General features: G+C 51.8%; 27 protein-coding genes. 17 read left to right on the plus strand and 10 right to left on the minus strand.

Going from position 1 to position 24960, the window contains the following annotated elements:
- Positions 1-34: 34 nt before the first annotated feature.
- From ACO0LH_RS13595 to ACO0LH_RS13610, 4 genes are all read left to right on the plus strand, one after another.
- Positions 35-733, plus strand: a complete 699-nt coding sequence (locus tag ACO0LH_RS13595; RefSeq protein ID WP_422941640.1) for a pyrimidine 5'-nucleotidase — start codon at positions 35-37, stop codon at positions 731-733.
- Between the two features lie 137 nt (positions 734-870).
- Positions 871-1446 carry a nucleoid occlusion factor SlmA gene (gene slmA / locus ACO0LH_RS13600; RefSeq protein WP_422941641.1) on the plus strand — a complete coding sequence of 192 codons (576 nt, stop codon included), beginning with the start codon at positions 871-873 and terminating at the stop codon, positions 1444-1446.
- A gap of 39 nt (positions 1447-1485) precedes the next feature.
- Entirely contained in the window at positions 1486-2262 is a 777-nt protein-coding gene (locus ACO0LH_RS13605) for a helix-turn-helix transcriptional regulator (protein WP_422941642.1), read from the plus strand.
- Positions 2263-2302: 40 nt separating this feature from the next.
- Positions 2303-2755, plus strand: a complete 453-nt coding sequence (locus ACO0LH_RS13610; protein ID WP_422941643.1) for a DUF962 domain-containing protein — start codon at positions 2303-2305, stop codon at positions 2753-2755.
- 63 nt (positions 2756-2818) lie between these two features.
- Here the strand turns inward: ACO0LH_RS13610 and ACO0LH_RS13615 are convergent, their stop codons facing one another.
- A complete protein-coding gene (locus tag ACO0LH_RS13615; RefSeq protein ID WP_422941644.1) occupies positions 2819-4096 on the minus strand; it encodes a diguanylate cyclase domain-containing protein in 1278 nt (425 codons plus the stop codon).
- 244 nt (positions 4097-4340) lie between these two features.
- On the opposite strand from ACO0LH_RS13615, the gene pabB reads away from it, so the two are divergent.
- The 8 genes from pabB (at position 4341) to ACO0LH_RS13655 (ending at position 12831) form a co-directional block, all read left to right on the plus strand.
- A complete protein-coding gene (gene pabB, locus ACO0LH_RS13620; protein ID WP_422941645.1) occupies positions 4341-6224 on the plus strand; it encodes an aminodeoxychorismate synthase component I in 1884 nt (627 codons plus the stop codon).
- 236 nt (positions 6225-6460) lie between these two features.
- Positions 6461-7624, plus strand: a complete 1164-nt coding sequence (locus ACO0LH_RS13625; protein ID WP_422941646.1) for an ABC transporter substrate-binding protein — start codon at positions 6461-6463, stop codon at positions 7622-7624.
- Between the two features lie 88 nt (positions 7625-7712).
- On the plus strand, positions 7713-8774 hold the full coding sequence (locus tag ACO0LH_RS13630; RefSeq protein ID WP_422941647.1) for a branched-chain amino acid ABC transporter permease: 1062 nt from the start codon (positions 7713-7715) through the stop codon (positions 8772-8774).
- Positions 8774-10591 carry an ABC transporter permease subunit gene (locus ACO0LH_RS13635; protein ID WP_422941648.1) on the plus strand — a complete coding sequence of 606 codons (1818 nt, stop codon included), beginning with the start codon at positions 8774-8776 and terminating at the stop codon, positions 10589-10591. Before ACO0LH_RS13630 ends, ACO0LH_RS13635 begins: the two co-directional genes overlap by 1 nt.
- A complete protein-coding gene (locus ACO0LH_RS13640) occupies positions 10591-11385 on the plus strand; it encodes an ABC transporter ATP-binding protein (protein ID WP_422941649.1) in 795 nt (264 codons plus the stop codon). Before ACO0LH_RS13635 ends, ACO0LH_RS13640 begins: the two co-directional genes overlap by 1 nt.
- A gap of 36 nt (positions 11386-11421) precedes the next feature.
- Positions 11422-11775, plus strand: coding sequence for a hypothetical protein (locus ACO0LH_RS13645; RefSeq protein WP_422941650.1), 354 nt, complete (start codon positions 11422-11424; stop codon positions 11773-11775).
- 38 nt (positions 11776-11813) lie between these two features.
- Positions 11814-12233, plus strand: a complete 420-nt coding sequence (locus tag ACO0LH_RS13650) for a VOC family protein (RefSeq protein WP_422941651.1) — start codon at positions 11814-11816, stop codon at positions 12231-12233.
- 13 nt (positions 12234-12246) lie between these two features.
- Positions 12247-12831 (plus strand): SHOCT domain-containing protein, encoded by a 585-nt coding sequence (locus ACO0LH_RS13655; RefSeq protein ID WP_422941652.1) that lies wholly within the window; start codon positions 12247-12249, stop codon positions 12829-12831.
- A gap of 140 nt (positions 12832-12971) precedes the next feature.
- Here the strand turns inward: ACO0LH_RS13655 and ACO0LH_RS13660 are convergent, their stop codons facing one another.
- The 7 genes from ACO0LH_RS13660 to gpmA all read right to left on the minus strand — a co-directional run bounded on the left by ACO0LH_RS13660 (position 12972) and on the right by gpmA (position 21263).
- Entirely contained in the window at positions 12972-15158 is a 2187-nt protein-coding gene (locus ACO0LH_RS13660) for a S41 family peptidase (RefSeq protein ID WP_422941653.1), read from the minus strand.
- A gap of 191 nt (positions 15159-15349) precedes the next feature.
- Positions 15350-16171 carry a spermidine synthase gene (locus ACO0LH_RS13665; protein ID WP_422941654.1) on the minus strand — a complete coding sequence of 274 codons (822 nt, stop codon included), beginning with the start codon at positions 16169-16171 and terminating at the stop codon, positions 15350-15352.
- Positions 16168-16815: a glutathione S-transferase family protein gene (locus ACO0LH_RS13670; RefSeq protein WP_422941655.1), complete on the minus strand. Its 648-nt coding sequence runs from the start codon at positions 16813-16815 to the stop codon at positions 16168-16170. The genes ACO0LH_RS13665 and ACO0LH_RS13670 overlap by 4 nt, the downstream gene beginning before the upstream one ends.
- Positions 16816-16838: 23 nt before the next feature.
- Entirely contained in the window at positions 16839-17606 is a 768-nt protein-coding gene (locus ACO0LH_RS13675) for a HesA/MoeB/ThiF family protein (protein WP_422941656.1), read from the minus strand.
- 42 nt (positions 17607-17648) lie between these two features.
- A complete protein-coding gene (locus ACO0LH_RS13680) occupies positions 17649-19157 on the minus strand; it encodes a S41 family peptidase (RefSeq protein ID WP_422941657.1) in 1509 nt (502 codons plus the stop codon).
- Positions 19158-19171: 14 nt separating this feature from the next.
- The gene (locus tag ACO0LH_RS13685) at positions 19172-20509 is read right to left on the minus strand and encodes a murein hydrolase activator EnvC family protein (protein WP_422941658.1); all 1338 of its coding nucleotides are present in this window, start codon (positions 20507-20509) and stop codon (positions 19172-19174) included.
- A gap of 7 nt (positions 20510-20516) precedes the next feature.
- On the minus strand, positions 20517-21263 hold the full coding sequence (gpmA, locus tag ACO0LH_RS13690; protein ID WP_422941659.1) for a 2,3-diphosphoglycerate-dependent phosphoglycerate mutase: 747 nt from the start codon (positions 21261-21263) through the stop codon (positions 20517-20519).
- A gap of 98 nt (positions 21264-21361) precedes the next feature.
- On the opposite strand from gpmA, the gene ACO0LH_RS13695 reads away from it, so the two are divergent.
- The 5 genes from ACO0LH_RS13695 (at position 21362) to ACO0LH_RS13715 (ending at position 24352) form a co-directional block, all read left to right on the plus strand.
- Positions 21362-21763 carry a rhodanese-like domain-containing protein gene (locus ACO0LH_RS13695; RefSeq protein ID WP_422941660.1) on the plus strand — a complete coding sequence of 134 codons (402 nt, stop codon included), beginning with the start codon at positions 21362-21364 and terminating at the stop codon, positions 21761-21763.
- 13 nt (positions 21764-21776) lie between these two features.
- Positions 21777-22043: a glutaredoxin 3 gene (gene grxC / locus ACO0LH_RS13700; RefSeq protein ID WP_422941661.1), complete on the plus strand. Its 267-nt coding sequence runs from the start codon at positions 21777-21779 to the stop codon at positions 22041-22043.
- A 163-nt stretch (positions 22044-22206) separates the two neighbouring features.
- Positions 22207-22695 (plus strand): protein-export chaperone SecB, encoded by a 489-nt coding sequence (secB, locus tag ACO0LH_RS13705; protein WP_422941662.1) that lies wholly within the window; start codon positions 22207-22209, stop codon positions 22693-22695.
- A gap of 51 nt (positions 22696-22746) precedes the next feature.
- Positions 22747-23190 carry an SH3 domain-containing protein gene (locus tag ACO0LH_RS13710; protein ID WP_422941663.1) on the plus strand — a complete coding sequence of 148 codons (444 nt, stop codon included), beginning with the start codon at positions 22747-22749 and terminating at the stop codon, positions 23188-23190.
- 163 nt (positions 23191-23353) lie between these two features.
- A complete protein-coding gene (locus tag ACO0LH_RS13715) occupies positions 23354-24352 on the plus strand; it encodes an NAD(P)H-dependent glycerol-3-phosphate dehydrogenase (RefSeq protein WP_422941664.1) in 999 nt (332 codons plus the stop codon).
- 44 nt (positions 24353-24396) lie between these two features.
- Here the strand turns inward: ACO0LH_RS13715 and ACO0LH_RS13720 are convergent, their stop codons facing one another.
- Positions 24397-24678 (minus strand): hypothetical protein, encoded by a 282-nt coding sequence (locus ACO0LH_RS13720; RefSeq protein ID WP_422941665.1) that lies wholly within the window; start codon positions 24676-24678, stop codon positions 24397-24399.
- 70 nt (positions 24679-24748) lie between these two features.
- Positions 24749-24937 (minus strand): hypothetical protein, encoded by a 189-nt coding sequence (locus ACO0LH_RS13725; RefSeq protein WP_422941666.1) that lies wholly within the window; start codon positions 24935-24937, stop codon positions 24749-24751.
- Between the last annotated feature and the right edge of the window lie 23 nt (positions 24938-24960).

Raw genomic sequence — 24960 nt, forward strand, 5'->3', positions numbered from 1 at the left:
TGCCTGATCTGTATCCAAGCGGAGTGTCTGCCTGATGCGAAGACGCTCTGCGCCCTTGTGGTTGTTTGACCTGGACAATACCCTGCATAATGCTTCGCATGAAATTTTCCCGGCCATCAATATCAATATGAATGCTTTCCTGGCCAGAGTGCTGGGAGATGGCATTACACCGGCAGACGCCGAACGCGTTAATGCCATACGGCAGGAATATTATGCCCGCTATGGCGTGACGATGCTGGGCATGGTCAGGCACCACAATGTCAGGGCCGACGAATTTTTGCATGAAGTACATCATTTTGATGACCTCAGCAGCATGATACGTTTTGAACGTGGCCTGAAAAAACTGTTGCGCCGCCTGCCGGGCAAAAAAATCCTGCTGACCAATGCCCCGCGTATTTATTCTGGCCGTGTGCTCAGACACATGGGTTTGCACAGACATTTTGATGCACACATACCGGTAGAGGCCATGCGCGTCCACGGTCAACTGCAACCCAAGCCTTCGCGCCCTTATCTGCGCAAACTGATGGCAGCCTATGGCAAGCAGGCGCGCGATTGTATTCTGGTGGAAGACAGCCTGGACAATCTGCGTGCGGCAAAGCAGGAGGGCCTGCGCACGGTCTGGGTAACCGGCTATACGCCAGCCCATCAGCTAAAAAAATCTGCTGCTTGTGCCGATGTGAAAGTAAAATCAGTCAGGCAGCTGGCTAAAAATATCCATCGTTTGTCATCCTGAGGCAGTCTGTCATCCGTGTAAGCCCCTGTATTTATGGATAGGGGGATTGCATGTGTGTCTTGCTGTCTTTAGAATGCCCCCCGTGCCTGGGCCGGATGGCCTGAGTCTGCTTATTAATATCCACTACCTGAAAAATCATGGCCAGCTCCAAACCCGGCGAACGTAAATTACAAATCCTCCAGACGCTGGCAGTGATGTTAGAACATCCCAAGGGTGAAAAAGTCACTACCGCTGCACTGGCTGCCAGGGTGGAGGTATCTGAAGCTGCCCTGTATCGCCACTTTGCCAGCAAGGCACAGATGTTCGAGGGGCTGATTGAATTCATAGAAGCGTCAATTTTCGGCCTGATCAATCAGATCAGTGAAAGCCAGGATGACGGCATGCAGCAAACCCAGTCCATCTGCAACATGCTATTGAATTTTGCCGAGCGCAATCCCGGCATGACGCGCGTCCTGATTGGCGATGCGCTGGTCAATGAAGACGAGCGCCTGCAAACACGCATGAACCAACTGGCAGACAGACTGGAAATGGCTTTCCGGCAATCTCTGCGCCTGGCAGCCAGTCAGGGACGGGTGCCGGAAGAAGAAGTCTCTGCACGTGCCAGCCTGTGGTGCAGTTTTGTCATGGGGCGCTGGCTGCGTTTTGCCAAGACTGGTTTCAAACTTTTGCCTACGGACCAGGCCGCATTGCAAATCGCCCTCTTGTCACATTAGGGATTTTCCAGGTGCGGTAATTCATAACGCGGGTTGGCAATGAAAATATCGCAGCGATCAGGACGTTTGTATTTATGGCCCGGCGCTGCGCTGGTATTAAGTCCTGGCATTGACTCCAGCCTGCATAGTCATTTCGCCTTGCAGCTCAGCTACGGCCTCGAACAGCCTTTCCGTGCCAGACTGTCGTCAGACCAGGGCTGGACAGAAACCCGCAGCGCCATCTTCGCGCCGCATAGTGCCCACCAGATTGATAGCGATGGTGGCTTGCTGGCGCATTTGTTTATCGAATTGCCACGCAACCTGCAAACGGATGTCACGGATTTGCAAGCCACCTTCGGGCATGATGCTGTCTTTCTGGCACTTGCTGCGACGCTTCTGGCTGGACTGGCAGTTGCGCCAGACCTGGCGGCGGCTTTGTCCCTGCGACAGGCGTGGCAAGCCTGTGCCCTGCCGCAAAGCCTGTCAGCCGCAGCCTATGACAACCGGGTTACTGTAGCACTTGCGCATATCGCAAATGCAGGTGGATTTGATTGCGGCGGCGCCAGCCTGGCAAAGCACGTGCATTTATCTCAAAGCCGTTTTACCCATTTGTTCCGTCAGCAGACAGGTATGTCGCTGTCACGCTATCTGCTGTGGTCACGCATGCTGTCAGCTGTGGCTGCGGTGGCGGAAGGCAATAACATCACCACTGCCGCGCACCAGGCCGGGTTTGCCGACCTGGCGCACATGAGCCGCACATTCCGCACCATGATGGGCGTGCCACCTTCAGAACTGCACAAGATGGCGATTGCGTTCAAGCAGGATGTGACAGGATGACCTATTCTGGAAGTTCATAAAAACAGCGGGAGACACCTCTATGGAACAAGTACAGCAAAGTGAGCAAAGGCAGATTCATCAACTGCTGGGTAAATACAGCGAAAGTCATTTGAATCATACCAATGAACTCATCCATTTTATTTGCGTACCGGCGATTGTCTTGTCTTTCCTGGGATTGATCTGGGCCGTGCACCCGCTGGCGGCGCTGGCAACGGCAGTGCTGTCACTGATTTATTACCTGAGTCTGTCTGTGCCGTTTGCAGTAGGCATGCTGGCCATGTCAGCCTGCATGTTGTGGATATTGTCGCAATTGCCGCAACAATTTATCTGGCAAATTTCGGTGGCTATTTTTGTGGTGGCCTGGATAGGTCAGTTCATAGGCCACAAGATAGAAGGCAAGAAGCCTTCCTTCTTTGATGACCTGCGTTTTTTACTGATAGGCCCACTGTTTGTGCTTGGCTTTTTGTACCGACGCCTGAAAATTACTTATTAAGAGACTGTTTAAGAGACTGTTTAAGAGACTGTTTAAGAGACTGTTTAAGAGACTGTTGCGATGTCACAGTTGCACTGCATGCGAAGTCTTTGGCAAGTCATTGCTGTATAACCGCCAGGTATTGCGGCCAGCTGTCTTGGCGGCTTTCAGGGCAATATCTGCATTATGCAAAAACAGTCGCTGCTCTTTCGCATGCAAGGGGCAGCAGGCAATACCGACACTGGCACTGATGACCAGTTGCTGACCGCGCAAAGTCATGGGCTGATTGATGGCTTGCACCAGTCTTTCTGCCAGATTCTTTACGACATCCAGGCTGCCAACTTGCGGCATGATGGCGGCAAATTCATCACCATCGACACGACACAGCGTATCGGTACTGCGCAACACGGTACACAGGCGATTGGCCATGGTTGCCAATATCAGGTCGCCGGCATCATAGCCAAAGCTTTCGCTGAGGCGCTTGAAATGATCAAGGTCGATAAACATCAGGGCCGACATTTCATCATTGGCTACAGCATCTTCCAGGCAATTGCTAAGCAGCCGGTGAAAATAATGGCGGTTTGGTAATTTTGTCAGACTGTCATGGTTGTTCAGTACGGCCAGGCGACTGTCGGCTTCACGCCGTTCGCGGGCTTCGCTTTGCATATCATTTTCCCAGGCTTCCATCCGTGCAAGCATCAGGTTGAAATGCATGTTCAGGCTACCCAGTTCATGTTCAGGGTCTTGCGGTGCACGCAGGCTGTAATCACCCAGCGTCGCCACTTTTTCGGCAATGACGCTTAGCCCCAGTATCGGATTCATGGCCTGTAATTGTCGTTGTGTCAGCCAGTAAGCGCTCAGCACGGCCAGTATTGCAGAGCTCAGCAGCCCAAAAAGCAGTAGCAATAACACCTGTTGGTAAAGTGTGGAACTGCTGCTTAGCAGTTGTATCTGGCCGATGACTGTGGTGCCATTGAAAATAGGGGCTATTGCAACAAAATGACCAGCATGATATTCGGTCTGGTGGCGCCTGACCAGGGGGGCATTATCTATCCCGGCCGGTTTGATCAATTGCCCCTGTGCAGTCCACGCCAGGATGGCCAGGCCATTTTTGTCATAGACCGTCGCACTTTGCATGTCTGGTGTGTTGGTGGCATTGAGCAACATGCTCTGCAATTGCCTTGTATCGTTGGCAATCAGCGCATCGGCGACATTACTGGCCAGGGTATCGGCCTTGTACAGGGTTTCGCTACGCAAACTTCTTTGCATCAGGAAAATCGACAGCAACAGGCTCAACAACAGGGCTAGCAGCAGGGCCAGCGCGATGCTGATCAGATTCTGGCGAAAGATTCTTTTTGCCAAGGGTAACCTGAAAAAAGTATTTTGCATGTGCGAAAAGAAATTGTTCATTGGAAATCGTTAATGAGCGACTATACCTTTGTGCCACAGTGATGTCATATAAAAAATAGAGACGCGCTGCTTATGTTCGCTGACGCTCATATTTGTACAGGCAGGCATGCAGAACCTTGCATCTGCGGGTAAACTGCGGCACACCGTCAGGTTTGCAAAGACGGCAAATAATTTCCCTCATTTTTTCTATACCAGCGTGTCAGATTTTTCCAACACTACAATGCCGGGTTTTGCCAGTGCAGTATCTGTGAAGACCGGGGAAGCCTATGCTTTGCTGGATGATGCCCATGCAGAAGGCGCGCAGTCGCGTTTGTACACCGAGCTGCATGCAACACTGACTTGCAGTTCAGCACAGGAATGGCCGCAATTCTGGACGGATACCCAGGCTGCTTTGCAACAAGGCTGGTTTGCCCTGGCCATGCTGTCTTATGAAAGCGGCGCGCAATTGCAGGGCATTGCAGCGCATGCGCAAACAGCGCAGTCGCGCATACTGCTGTTTCGCCAATGTCAGCACCTGACCTCACAACAGGTAAGCGACTTTCTGGCAGCGCAGGCCGATGCCGGCCTGGCTGACATTGCCGGAATTGCCAACGTCAGCGCGAATGTGAATGCCACGCAGTTTGATGAAGGCATTGCCAAAGTCAGGGCCTATATTGCTGCTGGCGATACCTATCAGGTGAATTACACTTACCGGCTGCATTTTGATGCCTATGGCGCACCTGCGATGTTGTATCAACGGCTGCGGCAACGCCAGCCTGTGCCCTATGGTGCGCTGATCTGCCTGCCAGGCGGCGAGGCTGTGTTATCGCTATCGCCGGAATTATTCATACGCCATCAGCAGGGTCAGTTGCTGGCACGTCCCATGAAAGGCACTGCTGCTGCGACTGGCGACGTTTTACAAGACCAGCGCCTCGCCGCAGAACTGGCAGCGGATCCCAAAAACCGTGCAGAAAACCTGATGATCGTTGATCTGCTGCGCAATGATCTGGGGCGTATCGCCAAAACCGGGACAGTCAAAGTACCGCGCTTGTTTGAGGTAAACCGTTTTTCCAGTGTCCTGCAAATGACGTCTACCGTGGAAGCACAATTGCAGGCCGATCTGGATTTGCCGGAAATCCTGACCGCCCTGTTCCCCTGCGGCTCCATCACTGGCGCACCTAAGCGCCGCACCATGCAGATCATCCGTGAATTGGAAACAGAGCCACGCGGTTTATATACCGGCGCTATAGGCTGGTTTGACCCGCCATCACAGGGCTTACTGGGTGATTTTTGTTTATCCGTCCCTATCCGCACCCTGCAATTGCAGGCACCTGTTGATGACCTTGGCTTGCGTCGCGGTGTGCTGGGTGTCGGGGCTGGTATTGTGCATGACAGTGTGGCCGCAGAAGAATTTGCCGAGTGCCATTTGAAAGCCAGGTTTTTGACCGGCCTGCTGCCGCAATTCGAATTATTTGAAACCATGTATGCGACCCGTGAACACGGTTGCCGTCATCTGGAAAGGCATTTACAACGTTTGCAGCATTCCGCCCGCTATTTTGGTTTTGTCTGCAATGAAGAGAAAATCAGACAGGCCTTGCAAGTATGTTGTCAGCAGTTGCCACCAATGACAGCTTGCCGCGTGCGCCTGGCAATTGATGCCAGTGGCGGTATCAGCGTCAGTAATGCGGTCTTGCCCGCCTTGCCACCTCGCCCCAAAATCTTGCTGGCACCTGTGCCAACAAATAGCAGTAGCCTGTTTCTCCAGCACAAAACCAGTGTACGTCAACAATATGACCAGGCCTGGCAGGCGGCCGAAAAACAGGGTGCTTTTGATATGTTGTTCATGAATGAGCAAGGCCATCTGACCGAAGGCGGACGCAGCACACTGTTGCTTAAAAAGAACAATGTCTGGCTGACGCCTCACTTGGCTGATGGTGTCTTGCCGGGGGTAATGCGCGCAGTATTGATGGATGACCCGCAATTCGCGCTGACAGAGCAAACGCTGGGCTTGGATGAACTTCGCAGTGCTGAAAAAATCATGCTTTGCAATGCTTTGCGTGGTGCTTTTGAAGTTGAACTGGTCGAGGCGGCAATGGCCTGAGTGCTTGACGACTGTCTTATCCATGCCTGAAACATAAGAAAAAAATGCCAGACTGGTCTTATCTGAAGTATAAAGAACGATTATCCCTGTGGAGGGCGCAGCCTGCGCGTCAAAAAACGCGGACTGGTTGTGTCACCGCGAAGGAAAGGTTACACTGGAAAAAAATTAACCGACCGATCGGTCGGCAAATGGGATTTCACCATTAATTTCAATAATTGCAAGACAGGAGACTATTCATGAAGAAACGATTCGTACTGGCAATCTTGCCAGCCATGTTGTCGCTGGTATTGGCAAGCAGTGCAAATGCGCAAATCAAGGTCGGCGTGAATGTCTCCGCCACCGGTCCGGCCGCTTCTCTGGGTATTCCTGAAAAAAACACTTTTGCCTTGTTGCCGAAAGAAATTGGTGGCAAAAAAATTGAATACATCGTGCTTGATGATGCTTCCGATACAACCACCGCCGTTAAAAATGCGCGCAAGCTGATTGCTGAAGATAAGGTTGATGTACTCATCGGTTCCACCATTACACCGAATTCGCTGGCCATGATAGACGTAGCGGCGGAAAGCGAAACGCCAATGATTTCCATGGCAGCTTCTTCAGCCATTATTTCGCCTATTGATTCCAAGCGCTTCTGGGTCTTCAAAACACCGCAGAATGATTCGCATATGTCCACCGCGATTACTGGTCACATGAATGATAGCGGCGTCAAGACGGTAGCCTTTATCGGCTTTGCTGATGCGTATGGTGAAGGCTGGTACAAGGAATTTTCCAAGATTGCCGAATTGCGCAAATTGAAAATTGTTGCCAATGAACGCTTTGCCCGCAGCGACACATCAGTGACTGGACAAATCCTGAAAATCCTGGCGACCAATCCTGATGCGGTGTTGATTGCTGGTGCCGGTACACCGGCCGCTTTGCCACAGAAAACCCTGAAAGAACGCGGCTACAAGGGCAAGATCTATCAGACGCATGGTGTGGCCAATAATGATTTCCTGCGTGTCTGTGGCAAGGATTGCGAAGGCACCTGGTTGCCAGCAGGACCATTGCTGGTGGCAGAACAATTGCCGAATGATAATCCGGTCAAGAAATCTGCCATGCGCTATGTAAAAGCCTATGAAAAAGAATATGGCGTCGGTTCGGTTTCCACTTTCGGTGGACACGCCTGGGATTCCAGCCTGTTGCTGGAATCTGCCATCCCGGTCGCGTTGAAAAAAGCCCAGCCAGGTACCAAAGAGTTCCGTGCGGCGTTGCGCCTGGCATTGGAAAATGTCGCCAACCTGCCGGTCTCGCACGGTATCGTCAACATGAGCGACACCGATCATCTGGGTATGGATCAGCGTTCACGGGTGATGGTGCAAATCGTCAACGGTAAATGGAAGTTGATTGGTCAGGCTAACTGATGTAGTGATGAATGGAAGAAGGGAGCTGCGGCTCCCTTTTTGTTCGGCTTTGCGGATGAATACGGACTTGCGAGAAAGTTAGGTTTTCATGGATTTTTCAATTGCAGCCATCCTTGCCCAGGATGGTATTACCAGTGGTGCCATCTATGCCTTGCTGGCCTTGGCGCTGGTGCTGGTGTTTTCGGTCACGCGGGTGATTTTCATACCACAAGGTGAATTTGTTGCTTTCGGCGCACTCAGCCTGGCGGCGATACAGTCGGGCAAGTTCCCGCAATCAGCCAGTCTGCTGTTGGCCTTTGGCTTGCTGTGCATGGCGAAAGAAGTGGTCGCCGTACTGCGCGCAAGTACCAGGCAAACCAATACCGGTAACGGCAAGGCGCTGGCCTACGCTGCCGGCAAACTGGTGGTGGCACCTTTGGCAATCTGGCTGCTGGCACGCAATGTCACTGCACAGGACTGGCCTTTGTTTGCCCAGGTCTTGCTGGCACTGGTCATCGTCATACCGATGGGGCCGATGATTTATCGCCTGGCTTATCAACCGCTGGCTGAAGCCAGTACCCTGGTTTTGCTGATTGTCTCGGTGGGTGTGCATTTTGCACTGACGGGTCTGGGGTTGGTCATGTTTGGTGCCGAAGGTTCACGTACGACGGCATTCAGCGATGCACGTTTTGAAATTGGTGCCATGCAGATTTCCGGCCAGAGCCTGGTGGTGATCGCCGTATCGGCACTGCTGATTGCAGCGCTGTATTTTTATTTTGAGCGCAGCCTGTCTGGCAAGGCTTTGCGGGCAACAGCGGTGAACCGCCTGGGCGCGCAACTGGTGGGTATCGGTACCACACAGGCTGGCAGGCTGGCCTTTACCCTGGCGGCGGCTATGGGTGCATTATGTGGTGTACTGATCGCCCCGATGACGACGGTGTATTACGATGGCGGCTTTCTGATTGGCCTGAAAGGCTTTGTCGGTGCGATTGTCGGCGGCCTGGTCAGCTACCCGGTGGCGGCTGCCGGTGCCTTGCTGGTGGGTTTGCTGGAGTCCTATTCATCCTACTGGGCCAGTGCCTACAAGGAGGTGATTGTATTTACCCTGATTATCCCGGTATTGCTATGGCGTTCGCTCAGCAGCAAACACAGCGATGAGGACGAAGAATAATGAAAGCACTCATCCAACATGGTAAATGGGTATTGCTGGCACTGGTGCTGTTATTCCCTCTGGTGCCGGTACCCGAGTTCTGGGTCACGCTGGGTAATTACATCGGTTTGTATGCCATCGTCGCGCTTGGCCTGGTCTTGCTGACCGGCGTGGGTGGCATGACGTCATTTGGCCAGGCGGCTTTTGTCGGGCTGGGGGCCTATTCGACGGCTTATCTGACGACCGCGCTGGGTTATTCCCCCTGGCTGGGTTTGCTGGCAGGCCTGGTATTGACAGCCGCGGCGGCTTTTACCATAGGCCTGATCACCATGCGCCTGTCGGGCCACTACCTGCCTTTGGGCACGATAGCCTGGGGCTTGTCCCTGTTCTTCCTGTTCGGTAACCTGGAATTTTTGGGCAAATATGATGGCCTCAATGGTATCCCCCCAATAGAAATCATCGGCTTCAAGCTCGATACCGGGCGCAGCATGTTTACGCTTATCTGGGTGATTCTGCTGCTGGCGATCGTGGCTATCCAGAATCTGCTGCAATCCCGCCCGGGCCGTGCCATTCGTGCACTGAAGGGTGGTGGCGTCATGGCTGAAGCCATGGGTGTCAATACGGCCAGGATGAAAGTCATCATTTTTGTAATTGCTGCCATGCTAGCCAGCATTTCCGGCTGGTTGTATGCGCATTTGCAACGTGCCGTGAATCCTACCCCATTTGGCCTGAATGCTGGTATCGAATATTTGTTCATGGCGGTGGTTGGTGGTGCCGGTCATGTCTGGGGTGCTTTGCTGGGTTCTGCCCTGCTGACACTGCTGAAAGACAAGCTGCAAAGCATACTACCAGTCTTGCTGGGAGCGAATGGCAATTTCGAAGTCATCGTTTTCGGTGTCTTGCTGATCCTGTTATTGCAAAGAGCACGTGACGGCGTCTGGCCCTATGTGGCACGCTGGAGCAGGCAGGCTTTCGCCAAATGGTTGCCGGCCCAGCAAGGCATACAGGTCAAGGCCAATGCAGCGCCTCTGGCGACCCGGGCCAAACCTGTTGTCAATACCGTAATTCTTGAAATTGACAAGGCACGCAAGCAGTTTGGCGGCTTGCTTGCGGTCAACGACATGCAATTTACCGTCAGTGCCGGGCAGATCGTTGGCCTGATAGGCCCGAATGGTGCAGGCAAATCCACCATGTTCAATCTGGTGACCGGCGTGCTGCCGCTGACCAGCGGTGCCATACGTTTTTATCGTGATGGTCAGCTGCAAAATATCAGCAACCTGCCTTCACGTGAAATCGTCAAACTGGGTATAGGCCGCAGCTTCCAGCATGTGCGCCTGATGGCCAGCATGACCGTATTGGAAAACGTCGCCATCGGCGCGCATTTGCGTGCCAAAGGTGGGGATGTCATGGAAGTCATTGCCAGCATCTTGCGTCGCGACGGCAAAATAGAAAATTCGCTGCTGGCTGAAGCGCAGCGCCAGCTTGAACGCGTAGGCCTCGCGCATCTCATGCATGAAGAAGCGGGCAGTCTGGCTCTGGGCCAGCAACGCATTCTGGAAATTGCCCGTGCCCTGTGCTGCGACCCCAGTTTGCTATTGCTTGATGAACCCGCCGCCGGTTTGCGCTATAAGGAAAAACAGGAACTGGCAGAACTGCTGCGCAAGCTCAAGGCTGAAGGCATGAGTGTGCTGCTGGTAGAGCATGATATGGATTTTGTGATGAACCTGACTGACCATCTTGTGGTCATGGAATTCGGCACCAAGATTGCTGAAGGCTTGCCGCAAGAAGTACAACAGCATCCGGCTGTGCTGGAAGCGTATTTGGGTGGGATAGATTGATGACGACCGAAATTGATATAAACGCCCCACTGCCAGTGATTTCTACCAGCGAAGCACCCCTGTTGCAGACCAGGGATTTGCAGGCTTTTTATGGCAAGGTTGAAGCCTTGCAGCCTGCAAATATCCAGGTAGGGGCAGGGCAGATTGTGACCGTCATCGGGCCGAACGGTGCTGGCAAATCCACCATGCTCAATGCCATCGCCGGTGCCTTGCCAGCCAATGGCAGCCTGCGCGGACAGATATTGCTGGCTGGTCATGACCTGGCTGGTGTTGCGATTGAAAAACGTGTCGCACAAGGCATGTCACTGGTACCGGAAAAACGCGAATTATTCGCCAGCATGAAAGTGGAAGACAATCTTTTGCTGGGCAGCTACCGGCGTTACCAGGCTGGTGAAAAAAATTATGCCGATCAGTTGCAGGTCGTATTTGATCTGTTTCCACGCCTGAAAGAAAGACGTAATCAGGAAGCGGGCACCTTGTCAGGCGGTGAGCGGCAAATGCTGGCACTCGGGCGTGCCCTGATGGCCAAGCCACAGATATTGATGCTCGACGAACCCAGCCTGGGCCTGGCACCTTTGATCGTCAAGGAAATTTTCCATATCATCCAGAGACTCAAACAAACTGGCGTGGCAATTTTGCTGGTAGAGCAAAACGCCCGTGCAGCCTTGCAGGTGGCAGATTATGCCTATGTGCTCGAAACCGGGCAGATAGCACTGGAAGGCATTGCCGCAGAACTGGTCAATGACCAGCGTGTCATTGATACCTATCTGGGCCTCGCCAAGAAAAACCACTAGAACACCTGTGCTAAACTTTTGAGTATGAGAGTCTTGGTGACAGGTGCAACGAGTTGGGACAGTCCGTCGGCAATCCGCCGTGAATTTGCTCATCTGCCACCAGCCTCTATCATCGTGACCGGTGATACACCCGGTATCGATGCGCATGCCAAAGCAGTCGCCGTGGAATTTGGCTTCACAGTTTCAGCGATGAAGAAAACCAATGCGGACTACCGCGCTTTTCCAGGTGAAGGCTGGAAAGGCTTGAATGTCAGAATGCTGGCGACAGGCATAGACCTGGTGCTGGGGTTTCATGCTGACTATGGCAAACCCGGCTGTGCCCGCGGAACCCAGCACGCAGTTGAACTTGCCCGGCAAGCAGATATTGAGGTCAAAATTTTTACTGAATAATTGTGCTGTTCCCCATAACAGCCTTTAAGGACGCAGTCATGATTTCCCATGTATTCATAGGTATCCGCGACTTCAGCAAATCTTATGCATTTTATTCCACCCTGATGGAAGCGCTGGGTCTGACTTTGAAATTTCAGGATGCAGACAAATCCTGGGCAGGCTGGATGAAGCCCGAGCAGCCACGGCCTTTGTTTGTCATTGGCTTGCCCTTCAACGGTGAAACCGCCAGTCCTGGCAACGGCCAGATGGTCGCCTTGCAGGCAGCATCGCGTGCGGCGGTGAGGCATGGCTACAATACTGCAATCGCCAATGGGGCAGTCTGTGAAGGGCCACCAGGTTTGCGTCCCCATTATCATCCCGATTATTACGGCGCCTATTTCCGTGATCCTGATGGTAACAAGTTATGCATCTGCTGCCATCAGGCGCAGGTCAGTGAAATTTGGGATACCAGGGCGTGAACATATATTGTTTATGCATGCAGACAAAGCAATAAAGCTGTCGGTTGATTTTAAAATTTTACGTATAATTCCTAGATTATATTTTTCCCAAGGAAGCGACATGAAGGTACTACTTTGTTTGCCGGTTTTGCTTATCGCAGGTTGCGCTTCCAATTCCAGTGTGCTGTCGATAGGTAAAGACACCTATATGGTGTCACGTCAGGCCGCCACCGGCTTTTCTGGTTCCGGTACATTGAAGGCAGAGGCATTTCAGGAAGCTACGCAGTACTGCGAAAAATTGGGCAAATCATTTCAGGTGGTCAGCACGCATGAAGCCAGCCCGCCCTATATATTTGGTAATTTCCCCAAGGCAGAAGTGCAGTTCATGTGCTTGAATGCCAATGATGCTGAATTAAACCGGCCGAAGCTGAAGAAAGAAGCCAATACTGTTGTAGAAATAAAGAACAGCACTCCGGCTAGAACGGAGCCAGCCCAGCCATCAGCGCAATCAAAAGATGTTTATAACGAATTGATTAAACTGGACAATCTGCGCAAACAGGGAATTATTACCCAAGCAGAATTCGACGCACAAAAAGCGAAAATATTGAATTCGAATTAAGTCACTTGAATTAAGTCACTTGAATTAAGTCACTCGTATAAGTCAATTGTATATCAGCTGTGCAGCAGGCACTGTGGTCAGGCACAGTGCCTGCTGCATTGAAGGCCAGAACGCATTCTTGTTGATGAAATGGGTTCTCGTTATTGCCCAGTCTCCAGAAAAACCATCGCTCTGTCGAGTACCTCATCCTTCCCTGCCCGTATGCCCACCAGGCTGGGAGCGATCTTTATATCCGGTTGCAGGCCTGTGCGTTGCAACTGACGACCATCGGCATGTCTGACATCATGACCGGAAAATGCAAAATATAGGGCACCAGGCAAATAGGCACCGGTAATATCGCCATTCGCTCCGGCACTATGCGTACCGATATAAGTAAGCGGTGCAACAGATTCAATAATTAAACCAGTATGTTCTGCGGCACTCTGGGTTTCTTCATTGATCAACATCACCAGTTTGCCCCGGTACAGATCTTTTGATTGCGTGTGAATGGTCTGTTCAAAATTATAGTAGCCGCCGCCCTGATCACCCTCAAAGCCTGAAACCAGCGGGCGGCGGAACTGGGCTACCACTTTTGCCTGTTTCACGTTCAGTCTGGCTGCCAGATCCCAGACTGTTTCGCGAGGATATCCACGCATATCAAGTATCAAGGCCTTGCTGTCTTTGATCGTCTCAAACATGGCATTGATATCTGTTTTCTCTAGCCTGTCCAGATTCACATAGGCGATGTCCTTGCTGATCATTTTAAACACGGGAGTTGCATCGGGTGCCGGTACAGTATCCATGTTACGGGGTACTTTTATCTCGCGCTGTTTGCCCGCATGGTCAGCAATTAGCAAACTCGCCACGCTTTTTTCCGGGCCTGCCAATAAACCGTAAAGTGCGTCCCTTATTTTCGTTTCGGGATTCGATGCAGAGATGGTCTTTGCGATCTGTTCCAGTTTTTCTGACGTCTCGACACCATCCACTTTGACAATGATGTCACCTACATGCAAGTCAGGGTTTTGTTGCAGGCGACTATCAGCAATTTTGCTGATGACCACCTGTTTGTCGATCATGACGAGTGTCATCGCCAGCCAGGCTTTGCCTGCATATTCGCTGCTGATGCGGTTTCTGACATACACATGGCTGTCTTGCAGATTGCTGGCCATTTCTGCCATGGTCAAGGCATATTCCTGGGCATTGTTGACGTTTTCAATACGCTTGAGGTAAACGGAAAGAAAGTCAGACCAGGGTTTATCCATCAGGTGCTTGTAGGGGAAAAAGGTATCCGCAATTGCCCATAATTTGATGACAGCCAACTGCCGCCAAGCCAGTTCGGGGTAACGCATATCCCGGTAAGGAGGCTCCAGTGTTCTCACGGCAACTCCGGGGCTGGCCTGGTATTTTATTGTTGAGCCGGGTTTGCGTTTGCCATTTAACAGGGCGATAGCCTTGCCAATAGTTGTATTGGTTTTGGCTGTGGATGGTTCTGGGGCTATATCGGCATCTGCCGCAAAGCCGGTGGTGCCATCCGCATAAATCAGTTCAGCATTGCTGTATTCGACCACGACCTCTCCAGCGATGACCTGGCGTTTGGTCGGAATAAACCAGGTGGGTGTTGACTTGCCTTGTGCCAGTATCCAGGCCTTACCGGTTTTTTGCAGAGCCAATATGGCATTGGGAATCACAGTTGCCTGGTTGATGATGAAAACCATGGGAATGGCTTTGGCCTTCACATCGGGGTTGATGCTGACTGCTTCCATCGTCTGCATCGCAGAAAAATAACCGCCGCTATTGAAGCCCTTTTGCGGAGTGAAACCTGAATGCATGCGGATTCGTTCGGTCGGTAATATCAGTGGCACAGTAATCCAGTGCGCCAGCAGGGCATCCAGATTGGCCGTGTCATACCATCCGTATTTAGCTGGTCGCAAGTCGATGATCAGACCCTTTGCCCTGCTCTGTATCATGTCCTTTGCCTGCATCAATTTCGCGTATTCAGCGTTGCTGCTGTCAGTGATGTCTGGTCGGTGCAGGTGCAAAAGGGCAATGTCACCCTTCAGCCATTCGAGCAAGTCCTGATCACCTGGCACGATGATTTTATTTAATTCATTGGATTGCGCGGCATCGACAACGCTGATATCCAGTGCAGGATCATGTAAAACCGCCATCATGCCTGCCACTGCATCGCGCAATTCTTGCCGGGATTGTGCTGCCTGCACTTTGGGTAGCGTGCTTACTAAAGCCTTGTCCCAGTCCACCGTGCCATTGATGAGCGCCGGATGATGCCATTTCACATCGCGCCATAGCTGGGCCAGATCACGCAGTTGCCGTTCTTTCTGATTCTGCACCTGGGCGTAGACTGGTGGACAAAAATGAAATGTGCAGGCAAGGAAGGCAAAAAGAGCAGCAACGCCCTTCATAGTGGCGGTTAAGCGCATAAGTAAAGATAAGTGACGATATTGAGGGGATAGACAGATGGAGAATTGTAAGGCGGAGAGGCGATTAATCCAGGCGCATGCTCATCTGAATTTATTGTACATTAAACATGGTCAATCATCCACTCCTTCAAACCATTTACCCATTTGGCTGCTGGCAATTTGGTGCTTGACCTGATCTCGTTTGCACGTTGATACAGCACGTCGAAATCAATCGACGGCGCTTCCTTGAAAGCAATGGCAACGGTGTTGGCATCATGCACCAGCGGTAGCCAGACGACTGCGTCAAAAGCGGCTTCCAGTGCTTCGATATTGGCATTGCAACTGGCTTCATAGGTATCTGGCGTGCCAAACAAATTCACGGTCAGCATGCCGTTTTCGTTCAGACAATTTGCGCAGGCCTGATAAAAGGTCTTGCTGCCCAGTGCAGGGGCTTCGGCTGCGGCATCATATAAATCGATTTGCATCACGTCAGCCTGACCATGATTGCTGCTGTCGCAGACATAGTCCATGGCATCCATCTGCAACACTTGCAGGCGCTTGTCATTGGCGGGCAATTTGAAATCGCTGTGACAGGCTTTGATGACATGCGGGTTCAGCTCGATAGCTGTGACGTGCGCCTGTACGAATTGCCGGTAACAGAATTTCGTCAGCGAAGCCGCACCCAGGCCCAGTTGCACGATATGCTGCGGCGCTGATTTGAACAGCATCCACATCATCATTTGCTGTACATATTCAAGTTCTATCTGATCCGGCATGGCGAGGCGCATTGCCCCCTGAATGGCGTCAGAGGACAGATGCAAATTGCGTACACCACGAAATTCGGTAATGCTGACCTCGGGGTGGACGCTGGTCGTATCTGTCGTCTTGGTAATCGCAGTCATGGCGGCCTGGTTGGCCGCGTATAAATCACTGACTTTGTTCACTTCACTGTCGCCTTGGGCCAGACATCAATGCCTTCGATTTCCACCATTTTTTGCCAGCTTGGACGGGCAATGATGCGGTGTGCATAATCATTCAGCGCAGGCCAGTTGGTGGCTGGCTGCGGCATATTGCGTGACCAGCGCATCAGCATGGTCAGGTAGAGATCGGCACCGGAAAAAGTTTCGCCAAGCAGGTAAGGGCCGTTCTGGCTAAGGTGCAGCTCCAGCTTGTCCCAGATCGCGGCAATACGTCTTTGCAAGGCTTGACGCGTGACTTCGGTATGCTCTTCATAGCCCAGTTCAGCCGGATAAAACCAGGCACGGAAAGTCGCTTGCAGGCTGTGGCTCAGGTACATGATCCATTGTCGCCACTGATCGCGCTCTACACTGCCAGCGGCTGGTACCAAGCCGGCTTGCGGATGGCGTTCTGCCAGCAACATCAGCAATGCAGCAGATTCCAGATAGGGCTTATTGTCTATCAGCAGCGTTGGTAGGACGCCATTGGGATTGAGTTGCAGATATTGCGGATCCTTTTGCTGGTTTTTTTCAACATCAACCAGTTTCAATTCATAGTCAGCACCAATTTCCAGCAAGGCCAAATGAACAATCATGCTGGCAGTGCCGGGACAATAGTAAAGCGTGTACATGGGGTTTCCTTGAGGTGAATAATTCAGGGCTGTGGTATGGCATGGTCGTGGCTGCATACCGGGCATAGCGGGTTTTTGCTGATACCTATGGTGGTCCAGTCCATGTGCAGGGCGTCAAGCAATTGCAGGCGCCCTTGCAGCGCCTGGCCTATGCCCATGATGACCTTCAGCGCTTCCGCTGCCTGCATGGTACCGATGATGCCGACCAAGGGGGCAAACACCCCCATGGCAGAACACAATACTTCTTCAAATTGCTGATCTGGCGGAAACAGGCAGGCATAGCACGGTGATTGTGCGTCACGGCTGTCAAATACGCTGATTTGCCCGTCGAAGCCTATTGCCGCGCCTGATATCAGCGGTACCTGGTATTTGACACAGGCGGCATTCACAGCGTGGCGGGTGGCAAAATTGTCGCAGCAATCAAGTACGATGCTGGCCTGGCTGACCAGTTCTTCCAGTCTCTGCTCTTGCGCTCTTTCTTGCAGGGCGATGATCTCGATTTCAGGGTTGATGGCTTGCAGGCTCTGTTTGCCTGAAGCCGCTTTGGCCATGCCCACCCGCTCTGTTGTATGCAAAATCTGGCGTTGCAAATTGGTCAGGTCAACACTGTCATTGTCGACCAGCGTGATATGGCCGACCCCGGCACTGGCCAGGTATAAGGCTGCCGGTGAACCCAGGCCACCAGCACCGATGATCAGCGCATGTGCCGCCCCGATTTTTTGCTGGCCTTCTATGCCGATTTGTTCAAGCAGGATGTGGCGCGAATAACGCAAGAGTTGCTGATCGTTCATTGTTGTAAAAAAGGCCGCTGAGGGCGGCCTTTCTGTGAGGGATTATTTTTTCTTGCTATCGGTTTTATGATCAGCCTTCACTGGCTTTTCAGCGTCTTTACCTTCTTTGCCATCTTTTGTATCTTTACTGTCCTTGGCATCGGCGGCTTTGACTTCTGTTACTTTGACTGGCAAACCTTTTAAATGATTCAGTGCCTGCGCCAGCTGAAAGTCATCCTGGCCGCCATATTCAAGAGGCTTGCTTTTCTTGGCCAGGGCGATCAGTCTTTGTTCTTCTTCCACCTCGTCGATTTTAGGACGGGCCTGCTCTTTTTCTTTCTCGTTCGTCAAATGCTTTTGCAAGTCTGCTTCGCGGGCGCGCAGGCTGTTGAAGCCGTCACCGTCTGCGGTTTCTTCCACATTCAGGTCAGGTACGATGCCTTTAGCCTGGATCGAGCGACCATTCGGTGTGTAATAACGCGCCGTGGTCAGCTTGATGGCGAAGTCAGGGTTGTTACTATTGAACGGGAAACGGATAATCGACTGGACAGAACCCTTGCCAAAACTCTGGGTGCCAATAATGGTGGCACGTTTATAGTCTTGCAGTGCGCCAGCCACAATTTCAGATGCCGAAGCCGAACCGGTATTGATCAAGACGACCATGGGCACAGTTTTGGCTGCTTCAGGCAATTTTGACAGCGGGTCACCCAGTACGCGGCCAGCATAATCATCGCGGCGGGCCATGTAGGTGATTTTATTTTCCGGCAATTGCCCATTGGTAGAGACGACAGGCACGTTTCTTGGCAGGAAGGCTGCCGAAACACCGACCGCACCTTGTAATACCCCACCCGGATCATTACGCAAATCCAGCACCAGGCCCTTGATGGACGGGTCTTGTGCATACAGGGCCTGTATCTTCTTGGCCATGTCTTCTACAGTCGGCTCCTGGAACTGTGCAATGCGTATCCATGCATAGCCAGGCTCCACCATTTTGGCTTTGACACTTTGCTGTTTGATCAGCTCGCGCACGATGGTCGCAATAATAGGCTTGTCTTCACTCTTGCGTGCGATGGTCAGCGTGATCTTGGTATTTGGCTCGCCGCGCATTTTCTTGACGGCTTCGTCCAGCGTCAGGCCTTTGACTGGCACTGAATCAAGACGAGTGATCAGGTCACCAGGCTTCAAACCAGCGCGGTAAGCCGGCGAATCTTCAATCGGCGAAATGATTTTGACGTAACCGTCTTCCATGCCGACTTCTATACCCAGGCCCACGAATTTACCCTGGGTACTCTCGTTTAATTCTTTAAACGCCTTTTTATCAAGATAGGCAGAATGCGGGTCCAGTGATGTCACCATCCCTGAAATTGCATCAGACAATAACTTGCTGTCTTCGACAGGTTCGACGTAGGCTGACTTGATCAGCGCGAAGACATTGGTCAGATTGCGCATTTCATCAAAGGGTAGCGGGCTGCCAGTATCCTTTTGAGCCAGCGCAGAAAACTGCATGGAAACCGCTACACCGGCAACCATACCGAGGCCAATTAAACCGAAATTCTTGAATTTGCTACCCATGATTCACCTAAAGCCTATTTAACGACGATCCAACTGAGTGGATCAAATGCACGTCCCTGATGACGTACTTCAAAGTATAAACCTGATTCTTCATTCCCGCCGCTGTTTCCGGCACTGGCAATCACATCGCCAGCTTTTACTGCATCACCCACATGCTTCAATACTGCCTGATTATTGCTATATAAGCTCCAGTACTGGCTGCCATGATCCACAATGATCATATTGCCATAGCCTTTCCACCAGTCGGCAAAAATCACCTTGCCAGGGGCGATGGACTTGATTTCCGCACCTTCACTGGCCTTGATGAACATGCCTTTCCAGCTGGGGCCATCAGCGCGTTTGCTGCCAAAACGGGCCAGAATCTCACCTTTTACCGGCAAACGTAATTGACCTTTTAATTTATCAAATTCACCTGCGCCCGGGGTTTCTACCCTGGCCTGCTTCGGTGGTTCATCGTCATCGATGGCATTGGGGTTGGTAATTTTTGCCGGTTTCTTGCCTTGCGCTGCCTGTCTGGCGCGTTCTTTTTGTGCTGCAGCGATTCTTTCCTGGCGTTGTTTTTCTTCCAGCGCAGCCCTGGCTGCATCGGCTTTGGCCTGCTCTTCTATCAGTCTATTTAATTGTGAGACCAGATTGCTCAGTCTTTGTTCATCTTTTTCCAGGCTATCGGCCTGTTTTTTTTGCGCATACAGTTTTTCTGATAACTGACTTAGCAATGTGCCATGACGACGTTTTTCTTTTTCCAGGGCGGCTTTGTGGCTTTTTTCTTCATCGGCGATATCGTCGAGTTCGGCTTTGGCCTCTTTGGCATCTTCCGTATTTTTTTCTACGGCTTGCAGGCTGACGCGCAGGGCATCAATCATTTTGGCCTGGGTTTGCGATACATAACCCATGTATTGCAATTCGCGGTTGATGCGGTTGGGGTTGTCGCCGGACAGCAGTAATTTGATGCGGTCACTGTCGCCGCGCATGTATTGGCGGCGCAAAAAATTCGATAACTGGGTTTTTTGTTTTTCCACCTTGGCAGTCAGGCCTTGTTGCTCTTCTGCCAGTTGCTTGATTTTTGCTTCAGTTTGCGTCTGCTCAGCCTGCAAATCACGTAAAGAGCGGTTGGCTTCAGAAATCGATTTTTCAGATTCAGCCAGCGAGTCACTGGCCTGATCTTTGGCCGTTTCTGTTTTATTGATATCGTTTTTCAGCGATTTCAGCTTGTTTTGCAAATCGGCACGGTCTGCTTCGGCCTTGTTTTTTTGCAGCGCCCGCGCATTGCTGGCAGCCATGGCCATGCCTGCTGTACCTGTCAGCGACAGGCACAGCAGTGCAGCAAGCAAAGACCTGAATTTAAATTGCATCAATACCTTATTTGGATTTGCCCTGGCTGGCGACAGCCTGCAAGGCGGCAGCGATGGCTGCCTGATCACCCAGATAATAATGCCTGATTGGCTTCAGGTCAGCATCAAGTTCATACACCAGTGGCTGGCCATTCGGAATATTGAGGTTGACGATATCGTCGTCGCTGATACCATCGAGCATCTTGATGAGGGCGCGTAAACTATTGCCATGCGCAGAAACCAGGATACGTTTGCCTGCGCGTATGGCGGGCGCAATACTGTCATCCCAGGCTGGCATGACGCGGGCAACCGTGTCTTTCAGGCATTCCGTCAGCGGGATCTGGCTGCGATCCAGGCCGGCATAACGCGGGTCATTGAAAGACGTGCGGTCATCGTTTTCATCAAGTGGCAGCGGAGGTGTGTCGTAGCTGCGACGCCATACCAAGACCTGCTCATCGCCATATTTGGCGGCAGTTTCCGCCTTGTTCAAGCCTTGCAGTGCGCCATAGTGACGTTCGTTCAGACGCCAGTCATGTACCACAGGCAACCACATCAGATCCATCTCATCGAGGGTGCCCCACAGGGTGCGTACAGCACGTTTCAGGACAGAGGTGTATGCTAAATCAAAAGTCAGGCCAGCTTCCTTGAGCAGCTTGCCAGCCTGGGTCGCTTCAGCCACGCCCTTCGGTGTCAGATCAACATCAGTCCAGCCGGTAAAACGGTTGTCCAGATTCCAGGTAGATTCGCCGTGGCGCATTAAAACGATTTTGTACATAGTTCGCGAGAGGATGAGTAAAGTGAAGTTAGTATGCGGTTGCGGCATCTATTTTATAATGACGCGCTTCTGATAACCATTTTTACTACTGGAAACCTGTGAAATTCATTATTGATAATATCGTCTGGCTAAGTGTCGCCATCGTTTCCGGCGCTGCATTATTGTTCCCTGCCCTGCAAAGACGTGGTGCCAAAGTATCACATTTGCAAGCGACACAATACATGAACCAGCCCAAAACCCTGGTTCTGGACGTGCGTAATGCTGATGAATTTGCCGCCGGACACCTGCAAAATGCCAAGAACATTCCGGTTGCAGAATTGAATACGCGTTTGAAAGAAATAGAAAAGTCAAAAAATAATGTTGTTCTGACAGTGTGCGCAACAGGCGTGCGTTCCGCCAGTGCTGCCGCGCTGTTAAGTAAGGCAGGTTTTGAGCAGGTTTTCAGTCTCGAAGGCGGTCTGGAATCCTGGAAGTCGCAAGGCTTGCCAACAGTAAAGTAAGCAGGAGAGAATCATGAAAGCCCATGTTGTGATGTATAGCACCGCTTCTTGCCCGTATTGCACGATGGCAGAACGTCTTTTGAAATCCAAGGGGATCGATGAGATCGAGAAGATCAGGGTCGATCTGGATCCGTCGATACGCGAAGCCATGATGCAAAAGACCGGTCGCCGTACCGTACCGCAGATTTACATAGACGATACCCATGTCGGGGGCTTTGATGACCTGTCGGCGCTTGATAGAGCTGGAAAACTGGAAACTTTGCTGAATCCACTGGCATAAAATTGGGGATTTGCCAGATTTTCTACGGGTTTTGCAGCAAAATTGCTGTTTTTGCAGACTACTTGCTACAATAGTGTGCTGCGATCTTGAAATGGCCGGAAACGGCCCTATCTGCCAGTCTCGCTGTTCATTATTAATCTTTTAGAATTTTAGAAAGTTTCACATGTCTGACGAAAATCTGCAGCCCGTATTCCAAATTCAACGCGTTTATCTGAAAGATTTGTCGCTTGAACAGCCTAATTCTCCAGCTATTTTTCTGGAACAAGAAGCGCCAGGTATCGAAGTTTCCGTTGATGTTGGCTCTGAAAAGCTGGCTGATGGCATTTTCGAATCCACAGTGACAGTGACTGTGACAGCAAAAATTGGCGAAAAGGTCGCTTTCCTGGTTGAAGGCAAGCAAGCCGGTATTTTCGAAGCGCGCAATATTCCTGAAGATCAGCTTGATCCTCTGCTGGGTATCGGTTGCCCGAATATCGTCTATCCTTACCTGCGTTCCAACGTTGCTGATGCAATTACACGTGCCGGTTTCCCACCGATCCACCTGTCAGAAATCAACTTCGAAGCGTTTTATGCGCAACGTCTGGCGATTGCTGCTGAGCAAGCGCAAGTATCTGATAGCGCTACAGCTGAAGCACCAGCAACCATACAGTAATTGAAGATACTTGATCCGGCTTTGGCCGGATCTGGTTCGTAAAGGAAACACATGCGACACCTGCTGACTGCCATGGGCTTGTTTGCACTACTTTCCAGTAGTGCGGCGCAAGCATTGGAATTTCGTTCAGTAGGTGCCACACCGGTCATCATGTACGATGCGCCATCTGCTAAAGGCGGTAAATTGTATGTGGCGCCGCGTGGCATGCCGGTGGAAGTAGTCTTTACGTCGGGTGCCTGGAGCAAGGTGCGGGATATGTCCGGCGATATGAGCTGGGTTGAATCCAAGGATTTGGTAAGCCGCCGCAGCCTGATTGTACGTGCGGCCAATGCCAAGGTCAGGACAGCAGCAGATGATGCTGCCGCGCTGGTTTTTAGCGCAGACAAGCATGTATTGCTGGAAATGGCAGAGCCTGCTGCTGCTGGCTGGGTCAAGGTAAAACACCGTGACGGTCAGGTCGGTTTTGTCAAGATCACCGAAGTCTGGGGATTGTGATACCTGGCACACGATGCTTGGCAGACACGTATGGAAATTGAGGACAGCCTGCTGTCCTTTTTTTATATCTTCAATTTGTCACCGTGGTTTTGCAGTGAAACCATGGTAACAGCTTCGCATTATTAGCAGTATTGTCTATACCGACTCTGAATCAGGGAATAGCATGAACATTAGCGTATTGGGGGCGGGTGCCTGGGGTACGGCCATGGCCATCGCCTTTGCAGCGAAAAATCAGGTCTTGCTGTGGGGTCGCAATCAGCCAGCCATGTCTGCCATGCAGGTACAAAGGCAAAATAGTGACTACCTGCCAGGCTTTGCTTTCCCCCCGGGTTTGCAGGTCAGCGCTGATGTTTCTGCTGCCATGGCGCATGTCGCGGGACTGGACAGTTTGCTGATCATCGCTACCTCGGTCTCCGGTTTGCGTCCCACCTTGCAGTCATGTTTGCCGTATCAGCCTAAAAACATTGTCTGGCTATGCAAGGGCTTTGAAGAAACCACGCAATTATTACCCCACCAGGTAGCGCTGGATGTACTGGGCGGGGAAACTGCTTTTGGCGCATTGTCCGGTCCCTCGTTTGCACAGGAAGTCGCCAAGGGCTTGCCTTGTGCCCTGACAATCGCTTCAGCCTCCGGTGCGCTGAGCCAGCGGGTGGTACAAGCCCTGCACGGCAATGCCATGCGCGTGTATTCAAGCGACGATGTCGTTGGGGTTGAAGTCGGTGGTGCAGTTAAAAACATCATGGCCATTGCAACCGGCGTTGCCGACGGCATGGGCCTCGGTTTGAATGCACGGGCTGCCTTGATGACGCGCGGCCTGGCTGAAATCAGCCGCCTCGGTGTGGCGCTGGGCGGGCGGGCAGAAACCCTGATGGGCCTGACTGGCGTTGGCGACCTGATACTGACCTGTACCGGTGATCTGTCACGCAACCGCAAGGTGGGGCTGGCTCTGGCCCAGGGTAAATCGCTGGATGTCATCGTGCAGGAGCTGGGTCATGTTGCTGAAGGTGTACGCTGCGCGCAAGCCGTGCGCGCTCTGGCACAGCGTCTGGGGGTGGATATGCCGATTACCGATGCCGTGGCTGGCGTGCTGTTTGATGGTATTTCATCACAACAGATGATCAGCCGTTTGCTGGCACGTGATGCCAAGCAGGAAAATCACTGATAGAAGCTGGCCCAGAAGCGGGCAAGAATGCCGCCAGATATGACCTAGTAGCGGCGCCGGTATTCAGGGAAACGCAATACGCGCGTGATAACGGGGTCTGGGACATGATGCCTGCGCAAAAAGCTGATGGCTTTATCGAGGCCCAGAATCTCCATGTAATGTATGCCCAGGTCGACCATGAAGCGTGTCAATACATCGCGCCTGCGTAAAAGCAGGTTTTGTTTGCGCTGCATTTTGCGGCGGCGACACCCAGCCATGATGCGTTCTCCATGTAGCGAATGCTTCAGTGTAGAACGCCAGGCCAGCCTGAATCCGGTTTTTGACATAGCTTAACAAAAATCGGGTTTCCGATTCCGTAGTTTGTCTGCCTTGTGCGACAGAAACTGCAAGCTGCGTTTACTTTTTGTCTTTATGTAAGGTGGTTTTGCCTGGCACAGACAGGCCAGAATTTTTTATGGCAAAACCCGTATTTGTTTTTCCTGCTGCGATTGTTCGCGCAACGCCACCCTTTTTAGCGACAAAGGCTTGCGAGGGTTCAACCCGGAATTGCATGCGTTGTCGTGTTGCCAGCGCCTTGTTTGCCATGTTGAACCCCACTTCAGATAATG

Origin of the sequence: Undibacterium sp. TJN19 (genome assembly GCF_049339485.1) — a bacterium.
Taxonomy (GTDB): Bacteria; Pseudomonadota; Gammaproteobacteria; order Burkholderiales; family Burkholderiaceae_D; genus Undibacterium.